At 43.3% G+C, this 21,580-nt stretch carries 14 protein-coding genes, 2 tRNA genes and 3 rRNA genes; 13 read left to right on the forward strand and 6 right to left on the reverse strand.

Annotated elements, in window-relative coordinates; translation table 11 throughout:
* Positions 1-13: 13 nt before the first annotated feature.
* A complete protein-coding gene (locus H4W00_RS03550; protein WP_209956269.1) occupies positions 14-925 on the reverse strand; it encodes an ABC transporter substrate-binding protein in 912 nt (303 codons plus the stop codon).
* Between the two features lie 247 nt (positions 926-1,172).
* On the opposite strand from H4W00_RS03550, the gene H4W00_RS03555 reads away from it, so the two are divergent.
* Entirely contained in the window at positions 1,173-1,904 is a 732-nt protein-coding gene (locus tag H4W00_RS03555; protein WP_209956270.1) for a hypothetical protein, read from the forward strand.
* A 17-nt stretch (positions 1,905-1,921) separates the two neighbouring features.
* Here the strand turns inward: H4W00_RS03555 and H4W00_RS03560 are convergent, their stop codons facing one another.
* On the reverse strand, positions 1,922-2,674 hold the full coding sequence (locus H4W00_RS03560; protein WP_209956271.1) for an SDR family NAD(P)-dependent oxidoreductase: 753 nt from the start codon (positions 2,672-2,674) through the stop codon (positions 1,922-1,924).
* 91 nt (positions 2,675-2,765) lie between these two features.
* The gene (gene upp / locus H4W00_RS03565) at positions 2,766-3,407 is read right to left on the reverse strand and encodes a uracil phosphoribosyltransferase (RefSeq protein ID WP_209956272.1); all 642 of its coding nucleotides are present in this window, start codon (positions 3,405-3,407) and stop codon (positions 2,766-2,768) included.
* A 431-nt stretch (positions 3,408-3,838) separates the two neighbouring features.
* On the opposite strand from upp, the gene H4W00_RS03570 reads away from it, so the two are divergent.
* The 12 genes from H4W00_RS03570 to H4W00_RS03625 all read left to right on the forward strand — a co-directional run bounded on the left by H4W00_RS03570 (position 3,839) and on the right by H4W00_RS03625 (position 17,798).
* On the forward strand, positions 3,839-4,474 hold the full coding sequence (locus tag H4W00_RS03570) for a DNA glycosylase (protein WP_209956273.1): 636 nt from the start codon (positions 3,839-3,841) through the stop codon (positions 4,472-4,474).
* A gap of 750 nt (positions 4,475-5,224) precedes the next feature.
* Positions 5,225-6,763: ribosomal RNA gene (locus tag H4W00_RS03575) — 16S ribosomal RNA — on the forward strand.
* A 77-nt stretch (positions 6,764-6,840) separates the two neighbouring features.
* Positions 6,841-6,917 (forward strand) — tRNA-Ile (locus H4W00_RS03580).
* Positions 6,918-6,925: 8 nt separating this feature from the next.
* Positions 6,926-7,001, forward strand: a tRNA-Ala gene (locus H4W00_RS03585).
* Between the two features lie 348 nt (positions 7,002-7,349).
* A 23S ribosomal RNA gene (locus H4W00_RS03590) occupies positions 7,350-10,208 on the forward strand.
* Positions 10,209-10,388: 180 nt separating this feature from the next.
* Positions 10,389-10,503 (forward strand): 5S ribosomal RNA (gene rrf / locus H4W00_RS03595).
* Together the 16S, 23S and 5S rRNA genes with 2 tRNA genes alongside form the textbook arrangement of a ribosomal RNA operon.
* Before the next feature lie 402 nt (positions 10,504-10,905).
* Entirely contained in the window at positions 10,906-11,958 is a 1,053-nt protein-coding gene (locus H4W00_RS03600) for a TRAP transporter substrate-binding protein (protein WP_209956274.1), read from the forward strand.
* 858 nt (positions 11,959-12,816) lie between these two features.
* Complete coding sequence (locus tag H4W00_RS03605) at positions 12,817-13,872, forward strand: TRAP transporter substrate-binding protein (protein ID WP_209956275.1); 1,056 nt, start codon at positions 12,817-12,819, stop codon at positions 13,870-13,872.
* A 17-nt stretch (positions 13,873-13,889) separates the two neighbouring features.
* Complete coding sequence (locus H4W00_RS03610; RefSeq protein ID WP_209956276.1) at positions 13,890-14,417, forward strand: TRAP transporter small permease; 528 nt, start codon at positions 13,890-13,892, stop codon at positions 14,415-14,417.
* The gene (locus tag H4W00_RS03615) at positions 14,414-15,703 is read left to right on the forward strand and encodes a TRAP transporter large permease (protein WP_209956277.1); all 1,290 of its coding nucleotides are present in this window, start codon (positions 14,414-14,416) and stop codon (positions 15,701-15,703) included. Before H4W00_RS03610 ends, H4W00_RS03615 begins: the two co-directional genes overlap by 4 nt.
* Positions 15,704-15,991: 288 nt before the next feature.
* Entirely contained in the window at positions 15,992-17,047 is a 1,056-nt protein-coding gene (locus tag H4W00_RS03620) for a 5'-nucleotidase (protein WP_209956278.1), read from the forward strand.
* A gap of 139 nt (positions 17,048-17,186) precedes the next feature.
* A complete protein-coding gene (locus H4W00_RS03625; RefSeq protein ID WP_209956279.1) occupies positions 17,187-17,798 on the forward strand; it encodes a rhomboid family intramembrane serine protease in 612 nt (203 codons plus the stop codon).
* A 38-nt stretch (positions 17,799-17,836) separates the two neighbouring features.
* Here H4W00_RS03625 and H4W00_RS03630 read toward each other — a convergent pair whose 3' ends face one another.
* From H4W00_RS03630 to H4W00_RS03640, 3 genes are all read right to left on the reverse strand, one after another.
* Positions 17,837-18,382 (reverse strand): hypothetical protein, encoded by a 546-nt coding sequence (locus tag H4W00_RS03630; RefSeq protein ID WP_209956280.1) that lies wholly within the window; start codon positions 18,380-18,382, stop codon positions 17,837-17,839.
* Positions 18,383-18,659: 277 nt separating this feature from the next.
* A complete protein-coding gene (locus H4W00_RS03635) occupies positions 18,660-20,528 on the reverse strand; it encodes a sodium:solute symporter family protein (RefSeq protein ID WP_209956281.1) in 1,869 nt (622 codons plus the stop codon).
* Between the two features lie 4 nt (positions 20,529-20,532).
* Positions 20,533-20,793, reverse strand: a complete 261-nt coding sequence (locus H4W00_RS03640; RefSeq protein ID WP_209956282.1) for a DUF4212 domain-containing protein — start codon at positions 20,791-20,793, stop codon at positions 20,533-20,535.
* Between the last annotated feature and the right edge of the window lie 787 nt (positions 20,794-21,580).

Raw genomic sequence — 21,580 nt, forward strand, 5'->3', positions numbered from 1 at the left:
TTTTAATATACCGTTACTGCCACAATTTGGCATAATTCGTGTCACTGAGTGCGGCGATATCTAATGTTGCCAACATCTCACGTAGTTCTGACCACCGCTTGCTGTCAGGCTTGATGGGCGTTATCAAGCGTTTTAGCGTGTCATTAATAATGTCGTCCATTAGTGCAGAGGGCGCCTCACCCGTGTAACCATAATAAATAGCGCGCGCCTGCTCTGGATCATTAATACACAGTTGCCCCATGTCGGTACTTACCTTGACGAACTGCTGTAGCGCGGTTGATTTCTCTTGCCATATGCTATGCGTAGTCATTAGCTCCAGTGCGGAAAAGTTCGGATACGGTGATAAATGCTGGTCGATAAAAGTATAGTCAAGACCCGCATGATTGGCTTCGATGCCTTCAAAGTTATAAAAACACAACCACGCCCCATCAAATTCTTTATGTTCTTTGCCCTGCCCATCGCCTTGTTGCAGGTTATGTAAATGCTGAAAGTCAGTCTCTACAAAGCTGACATTGTCGCAGTCTAAAACAAAGCCATTTTTCTCGGCATAGCGGTTCAAAATCTCAAAGCCGATCTTATTGGTAATGGGGTTGGCTGCTGGCGTGGTAATGCGTATTGGCTGATTTTGATGCAGCTTGTCCATACTACTTTGCTTCATTAAAACCCCACCGTCGGTCACAAAAAAACAGCCCAGTGCCTTTAAATCATCAAAATAATGCTCGAATAAATGAATAGGCTCATTGACATGCAAATCAATATTGCCTGCTTGCAATTCCGCAAAGCCATCATAGTGTTCAGTTGGCTCAATCATATTGATATCAAGACCCGCCTTCTTATAGGCGTCGGTGTAGATTCCGGCTATAAAAGGCAGATGATCAGGATTTAAGAACCACTCTAACGTTAAGGTAAGTGCCGTGTTCGCCATAAAATATCCTTATACAAATAATGAGAGCTTGCTATAGTAAACCCTACTGTAATAAAAGCAGCCAGGCTGACCACAGTATAAAAACTACCCTAGTAATCTGATAGTAAATAAAGCTTATTGTTAGCAATGATAAATATACTATAGAGTAAAAAGGACGTATAAAATATCAAATAAATAGTAGCACATAGCAAAGGATAGCCGCGATGATTATGTATTCGATTATCAACATAAAAAAGGATGATGCGTCATGAGTAAACCAACGCTACCAGAACTTGATAGTAGCTTCTATCCGCAAGTTTGGGAGCAGCAGGTATTTAAGGATCCACAGGCGTTATTAATAGCAATTTTAGAAGGTAGGATTACACCAGATCCAAAAGCGTTTACTAAGCAGATTTTGGCAAATGATGCTTATCAACAGTGGATTAACTTTACGGTGTTCGGGCGCTATATTCAGCGCAGTTTTGCCGCCTTTTATCAGCAAAGTGAAGACAGCTTTAATATGGACATACCGGCATTGTTTCGCCATGAGCTGATGCGTCATGCGCAGTATTTACCGCTTGATCAAATATTATTCGTAGCTGGCGATATACCTAAGAAGGTACGCCGTGAAAAACTGTTAACGACTACGCTTAATCCTGCTACCGCAGTGAATGGAGCGTGGACAAGCAAACAGCATGCTAATAAAGCAATACTAGCAAACACTCAAGAGACAGTTGTTAATCAGATACGGGTAGCAGGCAAGCAGGTGTTAGGGTTTGCCATACGCCATAACAAACGTACCAGCGAGCGTACCCGTAACGAAGTATTAATTTTGGATTTTCAGGATTTACGCTTAGTGAACGAGCAAAGCGTGGAGCAAAGTAATACAGCGATATCAAAGGGTACTGTTATAAATGATACTATTATAAACGGTACCGCTATACAGCACGCTGCTATAAAGAGTACCGCTACATTGCTTCGTTGTTATGAATTACGTTAATGGCCTGCTCTTACAATTTAGCTATCCTGCTTAGCAATCGTCAGTCCGTTATAGGTCTGTGCCACCGGCATGACTTCTAAACGGTTGATGTTAATGTGAGCAGGAGATTCAATCAACCACAACAAAATATCACCGATATCTTCGCCAGTCATACTTTTAAAGCCATCATAAACCTTGGCGGCCTTATCATCATCACCATGATAGCGTACGTTTGAGAACTCTGTTCCTCCAACATTACCGGGCTCAAGATTAGTGACACGCACTTGGGTGCCGATTAGATCAGCTCGCAAGTTTAAGCTGAACTGCTTTACAAAAGCTTTAGTGGCGCCGTACACATTACCGCCATAGTATGGCCAGCTACCCGCAATAGAGCCCAAATTAATGATATAACCACTGTCGCGCGCGACCATTGCTGGCAAGACCGCATGTGTTAATGACATTAGGCCCTTGATGTTGGTATCAACCATTTGCATCCAATCAGTAAGGTCGGAGTTTTGAGCAGACTCTGTACCTAGTGCCAGTCCGGCATTATTGATTAAAACATCGATTTGGCTGAAGGCATCAGGTAGATCGGCGATTATCTGCGGAATAGAAGCCGTGTCACTGACATCCATGGCCACTGGCAAAAATGATTCGCCTAAGCTGTGTGCCAGTTCATTAAGTTTATCGAGGCGTCTGGCACAACCGATTACCCGGTGGCCTTTTGCAATTAAACGCTCCGCCAACGCTTTACCAAAACCCGCACTTGCCCCTGTAATTAATACGTTCATTATTCATCCCTGTTGTTAATAATTAGTTACTAATGGCAGTCATCAATGACCAGTCGTTGTCTATAGAAGTGGTTTATAGTTATTAATCGTACTAGTTTTGCTTGGTACCAAAAATCTTATCACCGGCATCGCCGAGGCCAGGGATGATATAGCCGTGTTCATCCAGATGACTGTCTAAGGCAGCCGTATAAATAGTCACGTCAGGATGCGCGTCATTGACCAAGCGCACGCCTTCGGGCGCAGCAACCAAAACTAAGGCTTTGATATTTTTACAGCCATTTTTTTTGAGCATCTCAATAGTAGCAATCATGGAGCCACCCGTTGCTAGCATTGGATCAATGATAATCGCAGGACGTTTGTCCATATGACTGACGAATTTTTCAAAAAATGGCACTGGTTGTAAGGTTTCTTCATCGCGTTGTAAGCCAACAACTGAGATTTTAGCCGTTGGTATTAAGTCGAGCACCCCATCTAGCATACCCAGACCGGCACGTAGAATCGGTACAATAGTCGCCGTCTTACCCACTATTTGCTCACCAGTAATATCGCCACACCAACCTTCCATTGGGAAAGTCTCTATTTCAAAATCTCGGCTGGCCTCATAGGCCATCAAGCGCGCAAGCTCTTTAGTAAGCGTACGGAATTTATAGGTACTACAGTCTTTTTCACGCATCAAGCTGAGTTTATGACGTACTAACGGATGATCAATTACGGTAATTTTTAAGTCACTCATGAGTACTCTCTTAGTTTTGGACTAACGCTAGAAAAGAATCAGCACTATGCTATCTACATACTGTATATAGTATCAATACTGAGTAGCTGTTACTGATTACTTTCAATGACAATAGACACTTGGCAAATAAATACACTGCAAAGTAGCGCCTTTACAATAAACAGGCTATAACAAATCATGCCTTGACTCTATCATTTAGGCTTTTATATTAATAAGAGCGTAAACGACATCGGATACCAGTCAATATTATTGTCATACTATTGAAAGTGACAATTTGATAATGCTATTTTAAGCAGTGTTTAAGGTTGCTATCATAACAAAAAAACTACTTTTCTGATTAATAATATTATCATCGTAAGAGCATTTGACGCCGACTATAATGATAATAAATCTGTGAACACCCTAATATCTTTTAAGCCAGAGACTCTGAAATGAACACACCAAAAATAGAAACTCATCCCTTTGCAGCTGTGTTACCACCTAACGCTTCCGTCATGATGATGGGAACGTTTCCACCGACCGCTGATAAATGGGCAATGAGTTTTCATTATCCTAACTTTTATAACGATATGTGGCGCATTTATGGACGGGTATTCTTTGATGATGCTGACTATTTTAGAGTAGGAGATGAGAAGCGCTTTGATCCTGAGCGTATCCGCACCTTCATGTTCGAACGCGGTATTGCCTCATGCCCCACAGTAGTACAAGCGATTCGTGAAACGGGTAACGCCTCAGATAAGAATTTAACAGTCGTCACATCGGTTGATTTAGACAGCATTTTGCTACAAGTGCCAAAAGTCGGAGCATTATTTACCACAGGCGGTAAGGCAACTGAGGTATTACTTAATCTACTTGACGCACCACCGCCTAAATCGCGATATCCCAAAACTAATCAAAGTATGGATTATCCGTACCAATGGCAGGACCTAGATAAAATCTCAAACTCAGAACCAGTTAATGATTTAACGTTATATCGCTTACCTTCAACCTCACGAGCCTACCCACTAGCCTTAGATAAAAAAGTCGAAGCCTATAAGGCTTTCTTTAAAAAGATAGGTAAGCTATAAAATGGACAAGGTCTATCAAAAACGCAGAGAGCAGACCAATTATAAGCGCAAAGGTTAGCGTCATTAGATAATAGAGAAAATATTCAAGACTGTACTTAGTACTAACTTATTGATAAAAATAGTGATATTTCAATTCTTATATTTAGTCATTACGAAAACCTTAAATCCCTTTCCAAAACCGCTTGACCCACACATGAAACTGCGTATAATGCCACCCAGTCGGAAGGGAAGAGCGGCTTTATGAAGTGGTTTACCACTTTAGAAAAAGTTAGTTAAATAACTTCTTGACACCGTATTAAAAGCGTCTATAATGCGCCCCTCAGCAAGGGAAGCTAGCAAGTTTAAGAGTAATTCATTACTTGACGACTACCGAGCTAACCTACTGAAACGAATTAGAACAAAGGCTTGACAGGTTATTTCAACATGATATACTAGTCAGCTCGCTAAACGAGATAAGCTAAATAGCTTACCTTAATTAGCGAAAACATTATTTACTGGACGACAGTGAATAACACTATTTAAAAGCATAACTAAAGAACAACTTGTGTGGATTTTTGCTGATTCAGAATGCTAAAAAATAAAGTTGACTGTCTTCTCTTTTCGGGAAGTCTATTAACTATAAAAATTATCATTTAAGACAGCAAGAAAACTCAAAGTTAATTCATTTAAATGAAAACATACGAAGAGCGTAATTGCCAGATTAGATGAGCCAAGTTTAGTAACCTCTTTAAAGGGTTACATAGCAAGATTAAACTGAAGAGTTTGATCATGGCTCAGATTGAACGCTGGCGGCAGGCTTAACACATGCAAGTCGAGCGGAAACGATGGTAGCTTGCTACCAGGCGTCGAGCGGCGGACGGGTGAGTAATACTTAGGAATCTACCTAGTAGTGGGGGATAGCTCGGGGAAACTCGAATTAATACCGCATACGACCTACGGGAGAAAGGGGGCAGTTTACTGCTCTCGCTATTAGATGAGCCTAAGTCGGATTAGCTAGATGGTGGGGTAAAGGCCTACCATGGCGACGATCTGTAGCTGGTCTGAGAGGATGATCAGCCACACCGGGACTGAGACACGGCCCGGACTCCTACGGGAGGCAGCAGTGGGGAATATTGGACAATGGGCGAAAGCCTGATCCAGCCATGCCGCGTGTGTGAAGAAGGCCTTTTGGTTGTAAAGCACTTTAAGCAGTGAAGAAGACTCCATGGTTAATACCCATGGACGATGACATTAGCTGCAGAATAAGCACCGGCTAACTCTGTGCCAGCAGCCGCGGTAATACAGAGGGTGCAAGCGTTAATCGGAATTACTGGGCGTAAAGCGAGCGTAGGTGGCTTGATAAGTCAGATGTGAAATCCCCGGGCTTAACCTGGGAACTGCATCTGAAACTGTTAGGCTAGAGTAGGTGAGAGGAAGGTAGAATTCCAGGTGTAGCGGTGAAATGCGTAGAGATCTGGAGGAATACCGATGGCGAAGGCAGCCTTCTGGCATCATACTGACACTGAGGCTCGAAAGCGTGGGTAGCAAACAGGATTAGATACCCTGGTAGTCCACGCCGTAAACGATGTCTACTAGTCGTTGGGTCCCTTGAGGACTTAGTGACGCAGCTAACGCAATAAGTAGACCGCCTGGGGAGTACGGCCGCAAGGTTAAAACTCAAATGAATTGACGGGGGCCCGCACAAGCGGTGGAGCATGTGGTTTAATTCGATGCAACGCGAAGAACCTTACCTGGTCTTGACATATCTAGAATCCTGCAGAGATGCGGGAGTGCCTTCGGGAATTAGAATACAGGTGCTGCATGGCTGTCGTCAGCTCGTGTCGTGAGATGTTGGGTTAAGTCCCGCAACGAGCGCAACCCTTGTCCTTAGTTACCAGCGGGTTAAGCCGGGAACTCTAAGGATACTGCCAGTGACAAACTGGAGGAAGGCGGGGACGACGTCAAGTCATCATGGCCCTTACGACCAGGGCTACACACGTGCTACAATGGTAGGTACAGAGGGCAGCTACACAGCGATGTGATGCGAATCTCAAAAAGCCTATCGTAGTCCAGATTGGAGTCTGCAACTCGACTCCATGAAGTAGGAATCGCTAGTAATCGCGGATCAGAATGCCGCGGTGAATACGTTCCCGGGCCTTGTACACACCGCCCGTCACACCATGGGAGTTGATTGCACCAGAAGTGGATAGCCTAACCTTAGGGATGGCGTTCACCACGGTGTGGTTGGCGACTGGGGTGAAGTCGTAACAAGGTAGCCGTAGGGGAACCTGCGGCTGGATCACCTCCTTATAGACGCATTCGGTCAGCAAGAATTCACAACAAGTTGTTCTTTAGTTTAAGCTTACGTTTATTGCATAAACGTATATGGGTCTGTAGCTCAGCTGGTTAGAGCACCGTGTTGATAACGCGGGGGTCAGTGGTTCAAGTCCACTTAGACCCACCATTTTATATGGGGCCATAGCTCAGCTGGTAGAGCGCCTGCCTTGCACGCAGGAGGTCAACGGTTCGACTCCGTTTGGCTCCACCATCATAAACACAGAGTAAGCTTAGAGTGCGAATAACATAGAAACAAGTGATTTAGATATAGCGAAATATATCTTAAGATTACTTCTTTCTGTTTTATACAGAACCTGTAATTCGACGAGAATACAGGAACTATTTAAAAACATAGATATGAGTCTGGGTTAGAACAACATGTTCACGTGTTGTTTCTAACCTGATAATCGATTCTCTTAACGACATCAGTTGTTATCCCAGAGGATTGATTATCAAATAATAAAGAGAACTGAATCAAGCGTATAAAATTAGGTGATATCGTTATCATAATTAGACTCATATAACACTTAGATAGTTGAAAGACTACTTGGGGTTGTATGGTCAAGTAATGAAGCGCACATGGTGGATGCCTTGGCAGTCAGAGGCGATGAAAGACGTGACAGCCTGCGATAAGCTTCGGGGAGGCGGCAATATCCTGTGATCCGGAGATTTCTGAATGGGGAAACCCACTTACCATAAGGTAGGTATCTCGTACTTGTACGAGAAGCGAACGAGGGGAAGTGAAACATCTCAGTACCCTTAGGAAAAGACATCAAATGAGATTCCCCAAGTAGCGGCGAGCGAACGGGGAGAAGCCGATTAATTCTAATGTAGAAGAACAGCGTGGGAAAGCTGACCGTAGTAGGTGATAGTCCTGTATTCGAAACATTAGAGTTAACATATTAAGTAGGGCGGGACACGAGAAATCCTGTTTGAAGATGGGGGGACCATCCTCCAAGGCTAAATACTCCTGACTGACCGATAGTGAACCAGTACCGTGAGGGAAAGGCGAAAAGAACCCCTGTGAGGGGAGTGAAATAGAACCTGAAACCGTGTGCGTACAAGCAGTGGGAGCCTCAATTTATTGGGGTGACCGCGTACCTTTTGTATAATGGGTCAGCGACTTATGTTCTGTAGCGAGGTTAACCATTTAGGGGAGCCGTAGGGAAACCGAGTCTTAATAGGGCGAATAGTTGCAGGGCATAGACCCGAAACCGAGTGATCTATCCATGAGCAGGTTGAAAGTGCCGTAACAGGCACCGGAGGACCGAACCCACTATCGTTGAAAAGCTAGGGGATGACTTGTGGATAGGGGTGAAAGGCTAATCAAACTCGGTGATAGCTGGTTCTCCCCGAAAGCTATTTAGGTAGCGCCTCGGACGAACACCATTGGGGGTAGAGCACTGTTTCGGCTAGGGGGTCATACCGACTTACCAAACCGATGCAAACTCCGAATACCGATGAGTGATATCCGGGAGACACACAGTGGGTGCTAACGTCCATTGTGGAGAGGGAAACAACCCAGACCGCCAGCTAAGGCCCCAAATTCCTAGTTAAGTGGGAAACGAGGTGGGAAGGCATAGACAGCTAGGAGGTTGGCTTAGAAGCAGCCATCCTTTAAAGAAAGCGTAATAGCTCACTAGTCGAGTCGGCCCGCGCGGAAGATGTAACGGGGCTCAAACTAGGAGCCGAAGCTGCGGATTTGAATTTGTTTTCAAGTGGTAGGGGAGCGTTGTGTAAGCCTGTGAAGGTGTGTCGTAAGGCATGCTGGAGGTATCACAAGAGCGAATGCTGACGTGAGTAACGATAATGCGAGTGAAAAGCTCGCACGCCGGAAGATCAAGGGTTCCAGTCCAACGTTAATCGGGGCTGGGTGAGTCGACCCCTAAGGCGAGGCCGAAAGGCGTAGTCGATGGGAAATCAGTTAATATTCTGATACTTGTTTATAATGCGATGGAGGGACGGAGAAGGTTATGCCAGCCTGGCGACGGTTGTCCAGGTGAAAGGATGTAGGTAGACAGTTTAGGCAAATCCGGACTGTTAATACCGAGATCTGATAGCAAGCTGTACTTGTACAGCGAAGTGGCAAATACCATGCTTCCAGGAAAAGCTTCTAAGCAATAGTTATAAACGAATCGTACCCTAAACCGACACAGGTGATCAGGTAGAGAATACCAAGGCGCTTGAGAGAACTCTGCTGAAGGAACTAGGCAAAATGGTACCGTAACTTCGGGAGAAGGTACGCTGCTGATGGTGAAGGACTTGCTCCGTAAGCTATTAGCAGTCGCAGATACCAGGCTGCTGCAACTGTTTATTAAAAACACAGCACTCTGCAAACACGAAAGTGGACGTATAGGGTGTGATGCCTGCCCGGTGCTGGAAGGTTAATTGATGGGGTTAGCGTAAGCGAAGCTCTTGATCGAAGCCCCAGTAAACGGCGGCCGTAACTATAACGGTCCTAAGGTAGCGAAATTCCTTGTCAGGTAAGTTCTGACCTGCACGAATGGCATAATGACGGCAGCGCTGTCTCCAGCAGAGACTCAGTGAAATCGAAATCGCAGTGAAGATGCTGTGTACCCGCGGCTAGACGGAAAGACCCCGTGAACCTTTACTACAGCTTTACATTGAACTTTGACCTGACTTGTGCAGGATAGGTGGGAGGCTTTGAAGCCGAGACGCTAGTCTTGGTGGAGCCAATCTTGAAATACCACCCTGGTCATGTCGGGGTTCTAACTCAGGTATAACAATACCGAGGACAATGTATGGTGGGTAGTTTGACTGGGGCGGTCTCCTCCTAAAGAGTAACGGAGGAGTACGAAGGTGCGCTCAGAACGGTCGGAAATCGTTCATAGAGTATAAAGGCAAAAGCGCGCTTAACTGCGAGACCCACAAGTCGAGCAGGTACGAAAGTAGGTCTTAGTGATCCGGTGGTTCTGTATGGAAGGGCCATCGCTCAACGGATAAAAGGTACTCTGGGGATAACAGGCTGATACCGCCCAAGAGTTCATATCGACGGCGGTGTTTGGCACCTCGATGTCGGCTCATCTCATCCTAGGGCTGAAGCAGGTCCTAAGGGTATGGCTGTTCGCCATTTAAAGAGGTACGCGAGCTGGGTTTAGAACGTCGTGAGACAGTTCGGTCCCTATCTACCGTGGGCGTTGGAAATTTGAGAGGATCTGCTCCTAGTACGAGAGGACCAGAGTGGACGAACCTCTGGTGTTCGGGTTGTCACGCCAGTGGCATTGCCCGGTAGCTACGTTCGGATGGGATAACCGCTGAAAGCATCTAAGCGGGAAGCCCACCTCAAGATAAGATTTCCCTAAAGAGCCGTTGAAGACTACGACGTTGATAGGCAGGGTGTGGAAGCACAGCGATGTGTGTAGCTAACCTGTACTAATTGCTCGTTTGGCTTGACCATACAACACCCAAGTGGTTTGTATGAGAGCTCTAATTAATCTATCTTGTATAGCTAAAATGCTATAGAATATAAATACATTTCGATATCACCTTAAACCTTGATTCAGTTAGGTTTATGTTGACAGGCTTTAAGCTAATACTTAAGTCAATAACAACAACAGACTCATATCTAACCCCCTTTGCTGACGACAATAGCATGATGGAACCACCTGATCCCTTACCGAACTCAGAAGTGAAACATCATCGCGCCAATGGTAGTGTGGATTCGTCCATGTGAGAGTAGGTCATCGTCAGCTCTCTATTCTAGTAAAGCCCCCAACGTTAATTCGTTGGGGGCTTTTCTTTGCCTAAGTTTCTAGTGGGCTACTGATGAATTCCTTCTATGTGATGGGAACAGAAGGTTTTTCCTAAACAACAAGGCCTGTGCTAAAAATATCATAGGAATAATTTAGTATTCAGGTAAGATACTTCTGATATTTATCTTAGAACGATTTGACACCTATCGTTATAGCTGCTAATTTTGACTGATACCTTTAATTCTAAGTAGCAGTCTAAATCTGAATTAATAATAGCCGTTCGTAAAAATTATAGAGAGTCGTTTGTCAATCAATGTTAAATGAGACTTAGAAATATGTCCTTTATTTAGTAGATTAATAAATAAGCTTTTATTTTTTAATAATTATCAAAAGGAATTGATAATGAAGTTTGCTCCTCTTTTTTCAATAGGTGCCATAGCAGCACTTAGTCTAATAGGCTGTTCTAACCAATCTGATGGCGACGCTTCTGCTATGTCATCTCAAGAAACCACTACGCTACGTTTTTCGCATTTTTGGCCAGCTACTTCCTCTATTAATAAAGAGGTATTCGAGCCGTGGGCGAAACAAATAGAAACTGACTCTAATGGTCGACTTAAAGTTGAGCTTTATCCTTCAGCGACCCTCAGTAAAGCAGACGTCACCTACGAAGCTGCTGCTAAAGGTACGATAGACATCGGCTCTCAAGCTCATGGCTATACCAGTGGTCGCTTTCCGTTGACTCAAATTGCAGAGCTCCCAGGGTTATCTAGCTCGTCGACTCAGACGGGCTGTATGCTGCAAACCTTGTATGAAGATGGCACTATTGCTAGTGAGTACAAAGACTCACATATCTTGTTTATGTATGCTACGGGTCCAGGTGCGCTGCACTCCACCAACAAGCTGATTAGAACCCCTGAAGATATGAAGGGTATGCGTATTCGTCGCCCGTCAGCAGTCGCTGGCGACATCATCGAAAGTATGGGCGCTTCTCCCGTAGGGTTACCTGCTAATGACATGTACACATCCTTACAGCGTGGTGTCGTTGACGGTTTAAGTTTCCCATGGGAAGCGGTGACAACCTTTAAAATTGATGAATTAACCAAATATCATACCAATATTCCATTCTATAGCTCTGCTTTGATGGTCACTATGAATCAGGGCAGCTACGACAAATTACCCGATGATTTGAAAAAAGTGATTGATAGCAATTCAGGAATGGCGTTGGCGAAAAAAGTCGGTGAAGTATTTGATAAACACGATGATATAGCCTTACAAGCTGCTATCGATAAAGGGGATCAGGTTATCGAAGTTCCAGATCCGCTCAATGATCCAGACTGGAAAGGTCCACTCGAAAAAGGCACACAAAAATATCTTAGCGATGTTAACGCTTTAGGTTTAGATGCCGATGGGGTTTATGAAAAGGCTAAAGCCGCTAGTATTGCCTGTAAGGTTTAGCCAATCAAAGGCATGACATAGCAGTTATTGTCAGGACTCGTACTTCCACCTTGTCGTGATTGATTGTTTGTGTTCCTTTGCTTCGAATAAGTGAAAGTATTCAGAATATATTGTGTGGTTCGCTCATGGAGTGGATCACCATCAGCTCTCTATACCCAAACCCTGTTAAGCGTTAGCTTAACAGGGTTTTTTATTACCTAGGGTCTTGGCCTAATCTATTACAAAGTACAGTTAAAATATCTTAAAAATGCGACGGTACTGCTGGTATAAGCTTTTTGCAGCCTCTGTCTACGTAGGTACAGCAAGCAAGAAAAATTTATGTCAGCAGTATGTTATGTATCGATATTATGTTTCATTGACTATAGATACAAAGGATGGACTACTGCTTTGACAGAAACTGGCATTCAATTTTTACCAGTATACGGACAGCATGTTTTTTACTCTTGAGGTGTATGTGTTTTTACTCATTATTTTACCCTGTCAGATTGGTGAGTCTTCGACAAACCCAAGGCGGTTCATCGTACCTATGCACTTTTCATTCCTAAGCTTCTAGAAAGCTAAAGTAGAATAAGGCATTTCTCACATAAAATGGAAGGCAAGCAGGGTATTGTAACGCTGAAAAAGTATTCCATTTCATTATCTAAAATGATTTGACACCTATCATTATAGCTGCTAATTTTACCTAGCATCTTTAATTCTAAATAGCGGTTTAAATTGGAGTTAATAATAGTTACTCGTAAGTATCATAGAGAGCTATCAATTAATCGCTAATAAATATGATTTAAGTTATATGCTATCTATCTAGTAGATTTATAAATAGGCTCTTATCTTTTTAATAATTATCAAAAGGAATTGATAATGAAATTCGCTCCTCTTTTTTCAATAGGTGCTTTAGCAGCACTCAGCCTAATGGGCTGTTCTAATTCATCGGATACTGGCAACGACGCCTCCGCATCATCCCAAGAAACCACTACGCTGCGTTTTTCGCATTTTTGGCCAGCAACTTCTTCTATCAACCAAGAGGTTTTTGAGCCGTGGGCGAAACAAATAGAAACCGACTCCAATGGCCGCCTCAAAGTTGAACTTTATCCATCAGCGACCTTGAGCAAGGCTGATGTGACCTATGAATCTGCTGTAAAAGGAACTATTGATATTGGTTCTCAAGCCCATGGTTACACTAGCGGACGTTTCCCCTTAACTCAAATTGCAGAACTTCCAGGCTTATCAAGTTCAGCCACTCAGATGGGTTGTATGCTGCAGACCCTTTATGAAGATGGTACCTTTGCTGATGAATATAAAGATTCGCACCTGCTATTTATGTATGGTGCCGGCCCTGGAACTCTACACACCACTAATAAATTGATTAGAACCCCTGAAGACATGAAAGGTATGCGTATTCGTCGCCCTTCAGCAGTGGCAGGCGATATTATTGAGAGTATGGGTGCCTCTCCTGTAGGATTACCTGCTAATGATATGTACACGTCCTTACAGCGTGGGGTCGTTGACGGCTTGAGTTTCCCATGGGAAGCAGTCACAACGTTCAAAATTGACGAAATAACCAAATATCATACTAATATTCCCTTCTATAGCTCTGCCTTGATGGTGACTATGAATCAAGACAGCTATGACAAATTACCTGATGATTTGAAAAAAGTGATTGATGATAATTCAGGTATGGCTTTGGCGAAAAAGGTCGGTGTAGTATTTGATAAACATGATGATATGGCTTTACAAGCGGCAAGGGATAAAGGGGATGAAATCATCGATATTCCAGATCCGCTCAATAACCCAGATTGGAAAGGGCCTCTGGAAAAAGGCACGCAAAAGTATCTTAGTGATGTCAAAGCTCTAGGTTTAGATGCTGATGGGGTTTATGCAAAAGCCAAAGCAGCCAGTGTTGCCTGTAAGGTTTAACCTATTGGAGTTGTCACATGGTATTTCTGGTCAAAATAAGCCGCTTTATTGCAAGGATGTGTGAGTTCATTGGTGGTATCAGCTTAATCATCATTGTTCTCGCCACCATTGCAGATGTTTTCTTTCGTTATATGTTCAAGCTCACTGGTGGTGAGCTCGGATTTACTATTAAAGGCGGCGTGGAGATTGTCTCCTATTTTATGCTTTTTGCGTTGTTGTCTGCTTTTGCCGCCTATGTCGAACGGTCACAAATTATCGTCGATGTTTTTACCCAAAAAATGCCCCAGGCTATCAAAGGCTATATGATGGGTACCTTCATGATGGGGTTTTTCTTAATAGGTATCGTGTTCACATGGGGCCTATATGAGAGTGCAGTCGATGCCGTCCATTTCGGTAAAGTGACTCAAGATCTTAGAATTTCAATGATGCCCATTTATGGCTTGAGTTCATTCTTAAGTGCCTTACTTGCTACTCGTGCCCTTATCGAATCTATCAATATTTTCAAAACGGGCGAGTTCTTTGACGCCGAGGAGACAGGCGCATGAGTCCAGAAATTATTGGTGCTATCGGTTTAGTGTGTATGATTTTACTAGTCATCGGCAGGGTGCCGGTTGCTTTGGCAATGTTAGGCGTAGGGCTAGTAGGTTTTGGGGCAGTAACTGCTCCTAGCAACGCCCTACAGATGTTAAAAGACGTTCCAGTAGATGTGTTAGCAAAATATGATTTTAGTGCCATTCCTCTATTCATATTAATGGGGGTGTTTGCTACGCATTCTGGTATGGCAAGTAAGCTCTTTGAATCCACTCGTACTATCTTTGGTGGTGTTAGAGGCAGCCTTGGGATTGCGGGTATTGGCTCATCAGGTATCTTTGCCTCTATTTCCGGATCATCGTTAGCGACTGCGTCTACGATGGCTCGAGTGGCATTGCCACAAATGGAAAAATACGGTTATCAGCCGGGTTTTGCCTGTGGGGTTTTAGCCGCTGGTGGGACCTTAGGTATTATGATTCCACCCAGTATCGCGCTGCTGGTTTATGCCATTTTGACCCAACAATCGGTTGGCGATATGTTTATTGCTGGGTTTTTGCCGGGTGTGCTAGGCATGGTTATGTATTCGATTACTGTGATGATCATGGTGCGCTGGAAGCCGCATCTCGCACCACGCGGCGAGCGAACCCCATGGAAAGCTAAGATAGTGTCTCTGACTGGTCTTATCCCTTTTAGCTTTATTTTCATTATTATTATCGCCGGTATTTTCTTTGGCTTATTTACCCCCACTGAAGGGGCAGCAGTAGGAGCCTTTGCTTCTTGGGGCTATGCTGCTGTCAAAGGCATGAGACTCGATGGGTTAAAGCGTTCCTTAATTGAGACCTTAGCGTTATCTGCGGTGGTATTCTTTATGCTATTAGGGGCAGAAGCGCTCGGCTACTTTATCTCTGTATCACAAATGTCTAATACCCTAGCAGCGTGGATTGGTGGTTTAGACGTTAGTCCAATGGTGGTGTTAATCTGCATCCTGATCATGTACTTTTTGCTTGGGTTGTTTATGGATGCCCTAGCGATGTTGGTGATCACCATTCCTGTGGTATATCCTATTATTCTAGCATTAGGTTTTGATCCCGTTTGGTTTGGTATCATTGCGGTATTAACTGTAGAGCTTGGGCTCATTACCCCGCCCATGGGCATGAATATCTTTGTGATTAAAGCGGTAGCCCCGCACATCAAGCTTGCGGATATGTTTCGCGGGGTAGCGCCCTTTATTGTCTCTGATTTGATTCGATTGATTGTTTTGGTATCCTTCCCAGCCATATCTTTAGTGTTATTAAGTTGAGAGTTGTTCATGACAGCTAAATAAACAAGCTATTATTAAAGTTATGAGCGTCAGAGGATTATCGTTAGTTCTTCTCACCATATTGTTGTAATGACAATATGGTTTTTTTATGCGAGCAGCACTATAGGTTTGATCTTATAGGTCCAAGACTTTGATAGAGCGATGACCTTATCATAACTTTTCTCCTAATTTTAAAGGCTGATAGATGTAGTAAACTCAATAGACTTTATTCCTGTATTATTGACATATAAATAGTATTTCATATCAGCATATATAAGTAGAAAAGTTATGGCAGTCGATTTTAGTAATACTTTAATAGTCGCAATTTCCGCAACGGCACTTTTTGATTTATCAGAATCCGAGAATTATCTATTGCAACTGTTGCAACAGCATCCTGCTAATAGAGCTATCAAAGAATTTCGGGACTATATGGTGGATCGTGAAGACGAACCGCTGAGTATTGGTGCCGGCTACCCTTTGATCAAGGCGCTACTTAATCTAAACAATTACTGTAATCAAGGTGTTGGATCAGAATCAGATATTGAAACGCCTTTGGTTGAAGTCGTTATCGTCTCAAAGAGTAGCCCTGATACGGGTATTCAAGTACTAAACGCCATTCGTAACCACAAGCTTAATATTTCACGCTCAGCCTTTATCTCAGGCAGTCCAATAGCGCCTTATATCAATGATTTTAATGTCGACTTGTTTTTGACCACCAACCGTGATGATGCACAACAGGTAGCAGATGCAAAAATTTGTGCTTGTGCCATATTGGACGCTACCCCTGTGAATACGTATGAGCTGGATACTGAGCAGCTGCGCATTGCCTTTGATGGTGATGCGGTATTGTTTGATGATTCTGGAGAGCTTTTGTATAAACAAAAGGGGCTGCGTGCCTTTCATGAGCGTGAAGCGCAGATGCGAGATTTGCCAATAGAAAAAGGGCCATATGCTGAGCTGTTAATTAAGCTGTCAAAACTACAAGAACGATTACCAGTGGGTATCAATCAATGTCCTATCAGTATTGCATTGGTCACTGCGCGCAATGCACCAGCTGACTTGCGGGCGATTAAGACGCTACGGGAGTGGGGGGTAGATGTCGATATGGCGTTTTTTTTGGGTGGTCTTGAAAAAACGTCAGTACTCAAAACCTTCGCGCCACATATCTTTTTCGATGATTCAATTCAGCATATTAATGCCGCGCGCAGTTTTATTCCTACGGCCTTAGTCCCCTATCATTCAGCCTCTTTATTAAATGGCAGTAGGTATTTAAGTTTTAGCAAAGACGCCTCATTACTAAATTTTATCCCAGTCCAAAAGTCACTTTTTTCAGTGAATAATTAACGGATATCTTGATTGTTACAATATTTCTAGTGTAATTAACCTGATACGTTTGGATTATTCTATTTCATAGTAAAATTGATCTTTGACATAAAGTACGTAACGTATTTGGTTTGATTGAGACATAAGAGGGTAGCGGAGTATGAACTGGCAGCAATTACTAACACTGATTATGGCGCGATTGAAGCAGGTTATTGGCTTATATATTCTGGTGCTGATACCAATGTGGGGCCTGTTTATTTTTAATAAAGCAATACTATTTGGCCTTTGGAATATTTTTGGTATCGTACCCCGCACCCTAGATTTACGCAGCATTATCGGTGTGTTCACTTCATGGACTATGCACGGTAACTTTGCCCACTTATTAGGCAATACCTTAGTATTGTTACAGATTTTGTTTTTGTTTGGTTTGTTTGAAAATAATGCTTATCGGACTATCCTCAAGCTCATTGTCGCTTCAGGGGTGATGACTTGGCTGATAGGCTCACCGTTATCAATTCATATTGGTGCGTCAGGGCTGTGTTTTGCGATGCTCGGCTATATGATAGGAGGAGCCGTGTTTGCGAGGCGTTGGGGCTATCTGATTGCTTGTATTGTAATGGGAACAGGGTATTGGCTCACTATCAAGCAAGGTTTGATTCCGCAACAGGGTATCTCATTTGCGGCGCACTTTGGCGGTCTATGCGCCGGTTTATTGTTAGGGGCGAGCTCGAAACATGCCTATACCAGCATCACTAAGTATGCACACAAGTGATCTATCGCTGTTTATAGTGATGCCTATAAGCATATCGTTTAGCGGTTGTTTGAACATACACTAATAAATAATGGATCACCTTGTGCTAAAGCACGCCATTTAGTGGTCTGTTCAACGTATTCATTAATGGTTAGCTTACTGTCTTTCGCGGGTATAATATAGTCTGCGCGCGCTGGCGCCACACAATCAATAACTTGTAGGATTTGCTGAACACTCATGCGTCTTTCAAATAAATACAAGTTAACCAAATATATATCTTGGTCGTCTACTTGAGCACTTGCATGACCACTGTCTGCGGCTATGAAGCGTACTGTTTGTGGTTTGATATAGGACCACGGGCGAAACCAGATACTCTTTTCAATGGTCTTAATGACCGTCATGCCTTCAGGAAGCTGAGCCACTTGCTGACTGTACCAGTTGTACTCTTGGTGTATTTGAAAACCAAAGATGCCAGCCGCACCAAATAATGGGATAAGCCACTTAGGTGCCTTTTTACCTGCCAGTTTGCTGAGGTGAGTTATGACGAGTGCTACCCCAGCTAGGCCGAATCCGGCGGCAATGGTAGCGATAAACTCAAAAAGCATAAGACTTTTCCTTAACGCAATCAGCGCATTTAATACCAATATCAAAAAATAAGCCAACGTGGTCAGACTTTCTAAGCCTACTCATTATAGTACTGGCCGTTGTCTTTCTCGTTTGCTTTAATTTTTAGAAACGGGTTAACCAAATAATCGCTTGTCATAAATATCTATTCATAACAACCTTGGGATAAAAAAATCACTCACAAGCAGCTGCTGCCTGTGAGTGATAGATGTGTTACCAGTGATACATGTCTAGCAGCTAAGCTTAGTGAATAACAGCTTAGTGGTCAACCGCACCGCCAGCACCACGTGGAGAACGTACGCTCTCCACCAGCTCTTGGATATGTGCCGGTGGTGGCGCAGTAGAATAAGAGACAATAAATGCGACGATAAAGTTAAGCAACGCACCAACCGCGCCGAATGACAATGGCGAGATCCCAAACAACCAATACTCTTCAGTATCAGGGAAGTTGGCAGTACCAGTGATAAAGAACCAGCCTTTGAAAACAAAGATATAAACTAGGATAGTAATCAGACCCGTTAACATACCAGCGATCGCGCCAAGATTGTTAATACGCTTAGAGAAAATACCCATCATTAGTACAGGGAACAGTGATGCCCCTGCAATACCAAAGGCTAATGCAACCACCTGGGCGGCAAACCCTGGTGGATTAATACCCAACCATGTGGCAACGACAATCGCCACACCCATAGTGATACGTGCCACTTTTAGCTCGTCTTTATCACTGATGTTTGGATTGAGGTTTCTTTTAATCAAGTCATGACTGATCGCTGATGAGATGGCGAGTAGTAGGCCAGCTGCCGTTGATAACGCTGCTGCCAAACCACCTGCGGCGATAAGTCCAATGACCCAACCTGGCAACTGTGCAATTTCGGGGTTAGCCAATACTAGGATATCAGCGTTTACGTCTAACTCATTACCTTTCCAGCCCGCATCAGTAAAGCGTCCATCGAGCTCTAAGTCATGCGCTGCTTGTGCTTTTTCAACTGCCGCAGTCGCTGCAGCAACATCGCCGCCATCAGCTTGAGCTGCAGTTAATGCAAGCTCTGCTGCACCAAGCCCGCTATCGCTATACATCTGAATACGGCCATCGTTATTCAAATCGTTGTACTTGATTAGACCGGTGTCTTCCCAAGTATTCATCCAATCCGGACGCTGATCATAGGTAAGCGCTGGTTGGTCAACACCTTGTGGGTAGACAGTATCGATTAAGTTTAGACGCGCCATAGCACCTACTGCTGGAGCAGTGAAGTATAGTAGCGATATAAATACGAGTGTCCAACCGGCTGTCCAGCGGGCATCCGCAACCTTGGGTACTGTGAAGAAGCGAATGATAACGTGCGGTAGACCGGCTGTACCAATCATAAGTGATAAGGTAAATAGTACCATGTTGAGCTTGTTAGGTACGTCAGCCGTATAAGAAGCAAAACCCAAGTCGGTAACCACTTGATTAAGCTTGGTTAATATCGGTAAACCTGATTCAGTATGGGTTGAAAATAAGCCTAAGCCTGGAATTGGGTTGCCAGTTAACTCAAGTGAGATGAAGACCGCAGGAATCGTATAAGCAATCATTAGAACCACATACTGCGCAACCTGCGTGTAGGTAATTCCTTTCATACCGCCAAGTACGGCGTAGAAAAATACGACGACAGCAGCAATAAGCAGTCCGGTCGTATTTTCAACTTCTAAGAAGCGTGAGAATGCAACACCAGCACCAGTCATCTGACCGATAACGTAAGTAGTGGATGCGACAATCAAACACACGACTGCAATCATGGCGGCGGTCTTTGAATAGAAGCGATCACCAATAAAGTCAGGCACTGTAAACTTACCGAACTTACGTAAATAAGGTGCTAATAGCATTGCTAGTAGTACATAACCACCGGTCCAACCCATCAAGTAAGTTGATGCGCCATAACCGCTAGCAGCAATTAGACCTGCCATTGAGATAAATGACGCGGCACTCATCCAATCCGCAGCCGTTGCCATACCGTTCACTACCGGATGCACACCGCCGCCAGCCACATAGAACTCGCTAGTGGTACCAGCGCGCGCCCAAATCGCAATACCGAAATACAGAGCGAAGGATAGACCCACAAAAATAATATTAATTGTAAATTGACTCATAGGGCTATTCCTCGTCTACACCATATTGTTTATCTAGTTTATTCATACGCCACGCGTAGAAGAAAATTAAAATGATAAAGACTGCGATGGACCCTTGCTGAGCGAACCAAAAGCCTAAATCAGTACCGCCTATGGCGATACCTGATAATAATGGACGTAACAAGATTGCAAACCCATATGAAACTAGTGCCCATATGATTAGACTACCTATAATGAGACGAATATTGGCGCGCCAATAACCGGATGGATCGTTGTGGTTCTCCATAGGACAACTCCTTTTGCCTGAAATAAAAACAGAGTTACTAATTAGGATCTAACAAGTCATTGTGGTTTAGCGTCCATCGCACGGTGCGATAGGGTGTCTATAATAAAATCACGAGATTTATTTCATAGACTGCTAAAGCAGAATGACCAACTAGTATTAGTAATCAAAAACTATCAACCAAGTTTTACGCCATTTCCTATAACTTCATAACTCATAAAAATAGCCATAAACTGCTTAGTACTAAACTGCGATCTAAAAATAATGGGGTTAATCGTCTGAAAGAGAGCAAGATAACTGCATAGTATTGCTCATTATTATGGCTGCGATCAAGTGTATTGTATGAACATAATAATATTCATTCAGGAAAGTCGATGGGACCTGACAATCCGCTGTTTTATTACCACTGTTTTATTATAGTTTTTATCTTTTTGATAATATCTATTAAAATTTTTAGTCTTTAATTATTCATGCCAATAAGTATTGAGGCAGATAGTTGTGAACTTATTAGGAATATATACAATAATGACCTGATTAACAATAAATAAATTTAAATTACTTTATGTAACTAAATATTTACTTAATAGAAAGTATGGCGAACTTATGTTAGCAAAATTTATTAAAGCAACTGATACTGTTGGTATTATCATATAAAGCCCATGCTTATAACAAGGGTTTTTATGATAATTATCTTGAAGCGTATACATAGCACATGGTATTTATCTCAGAAATAGAGTCCGTAGAATGATAAGCAAGTATTATGATCATAAATATATTTAATTTATTTAGT

Origin of the sequence: Psychrobacter sp. PL19, from assembly GCF_017875835.1 — a bacterium.
Taxonomy (GTDB): Bacteria; Pseudomonadota; Gammaproteobacteria; order Pseudomonadales; family Moraxellaceae; genus Psychrobacter.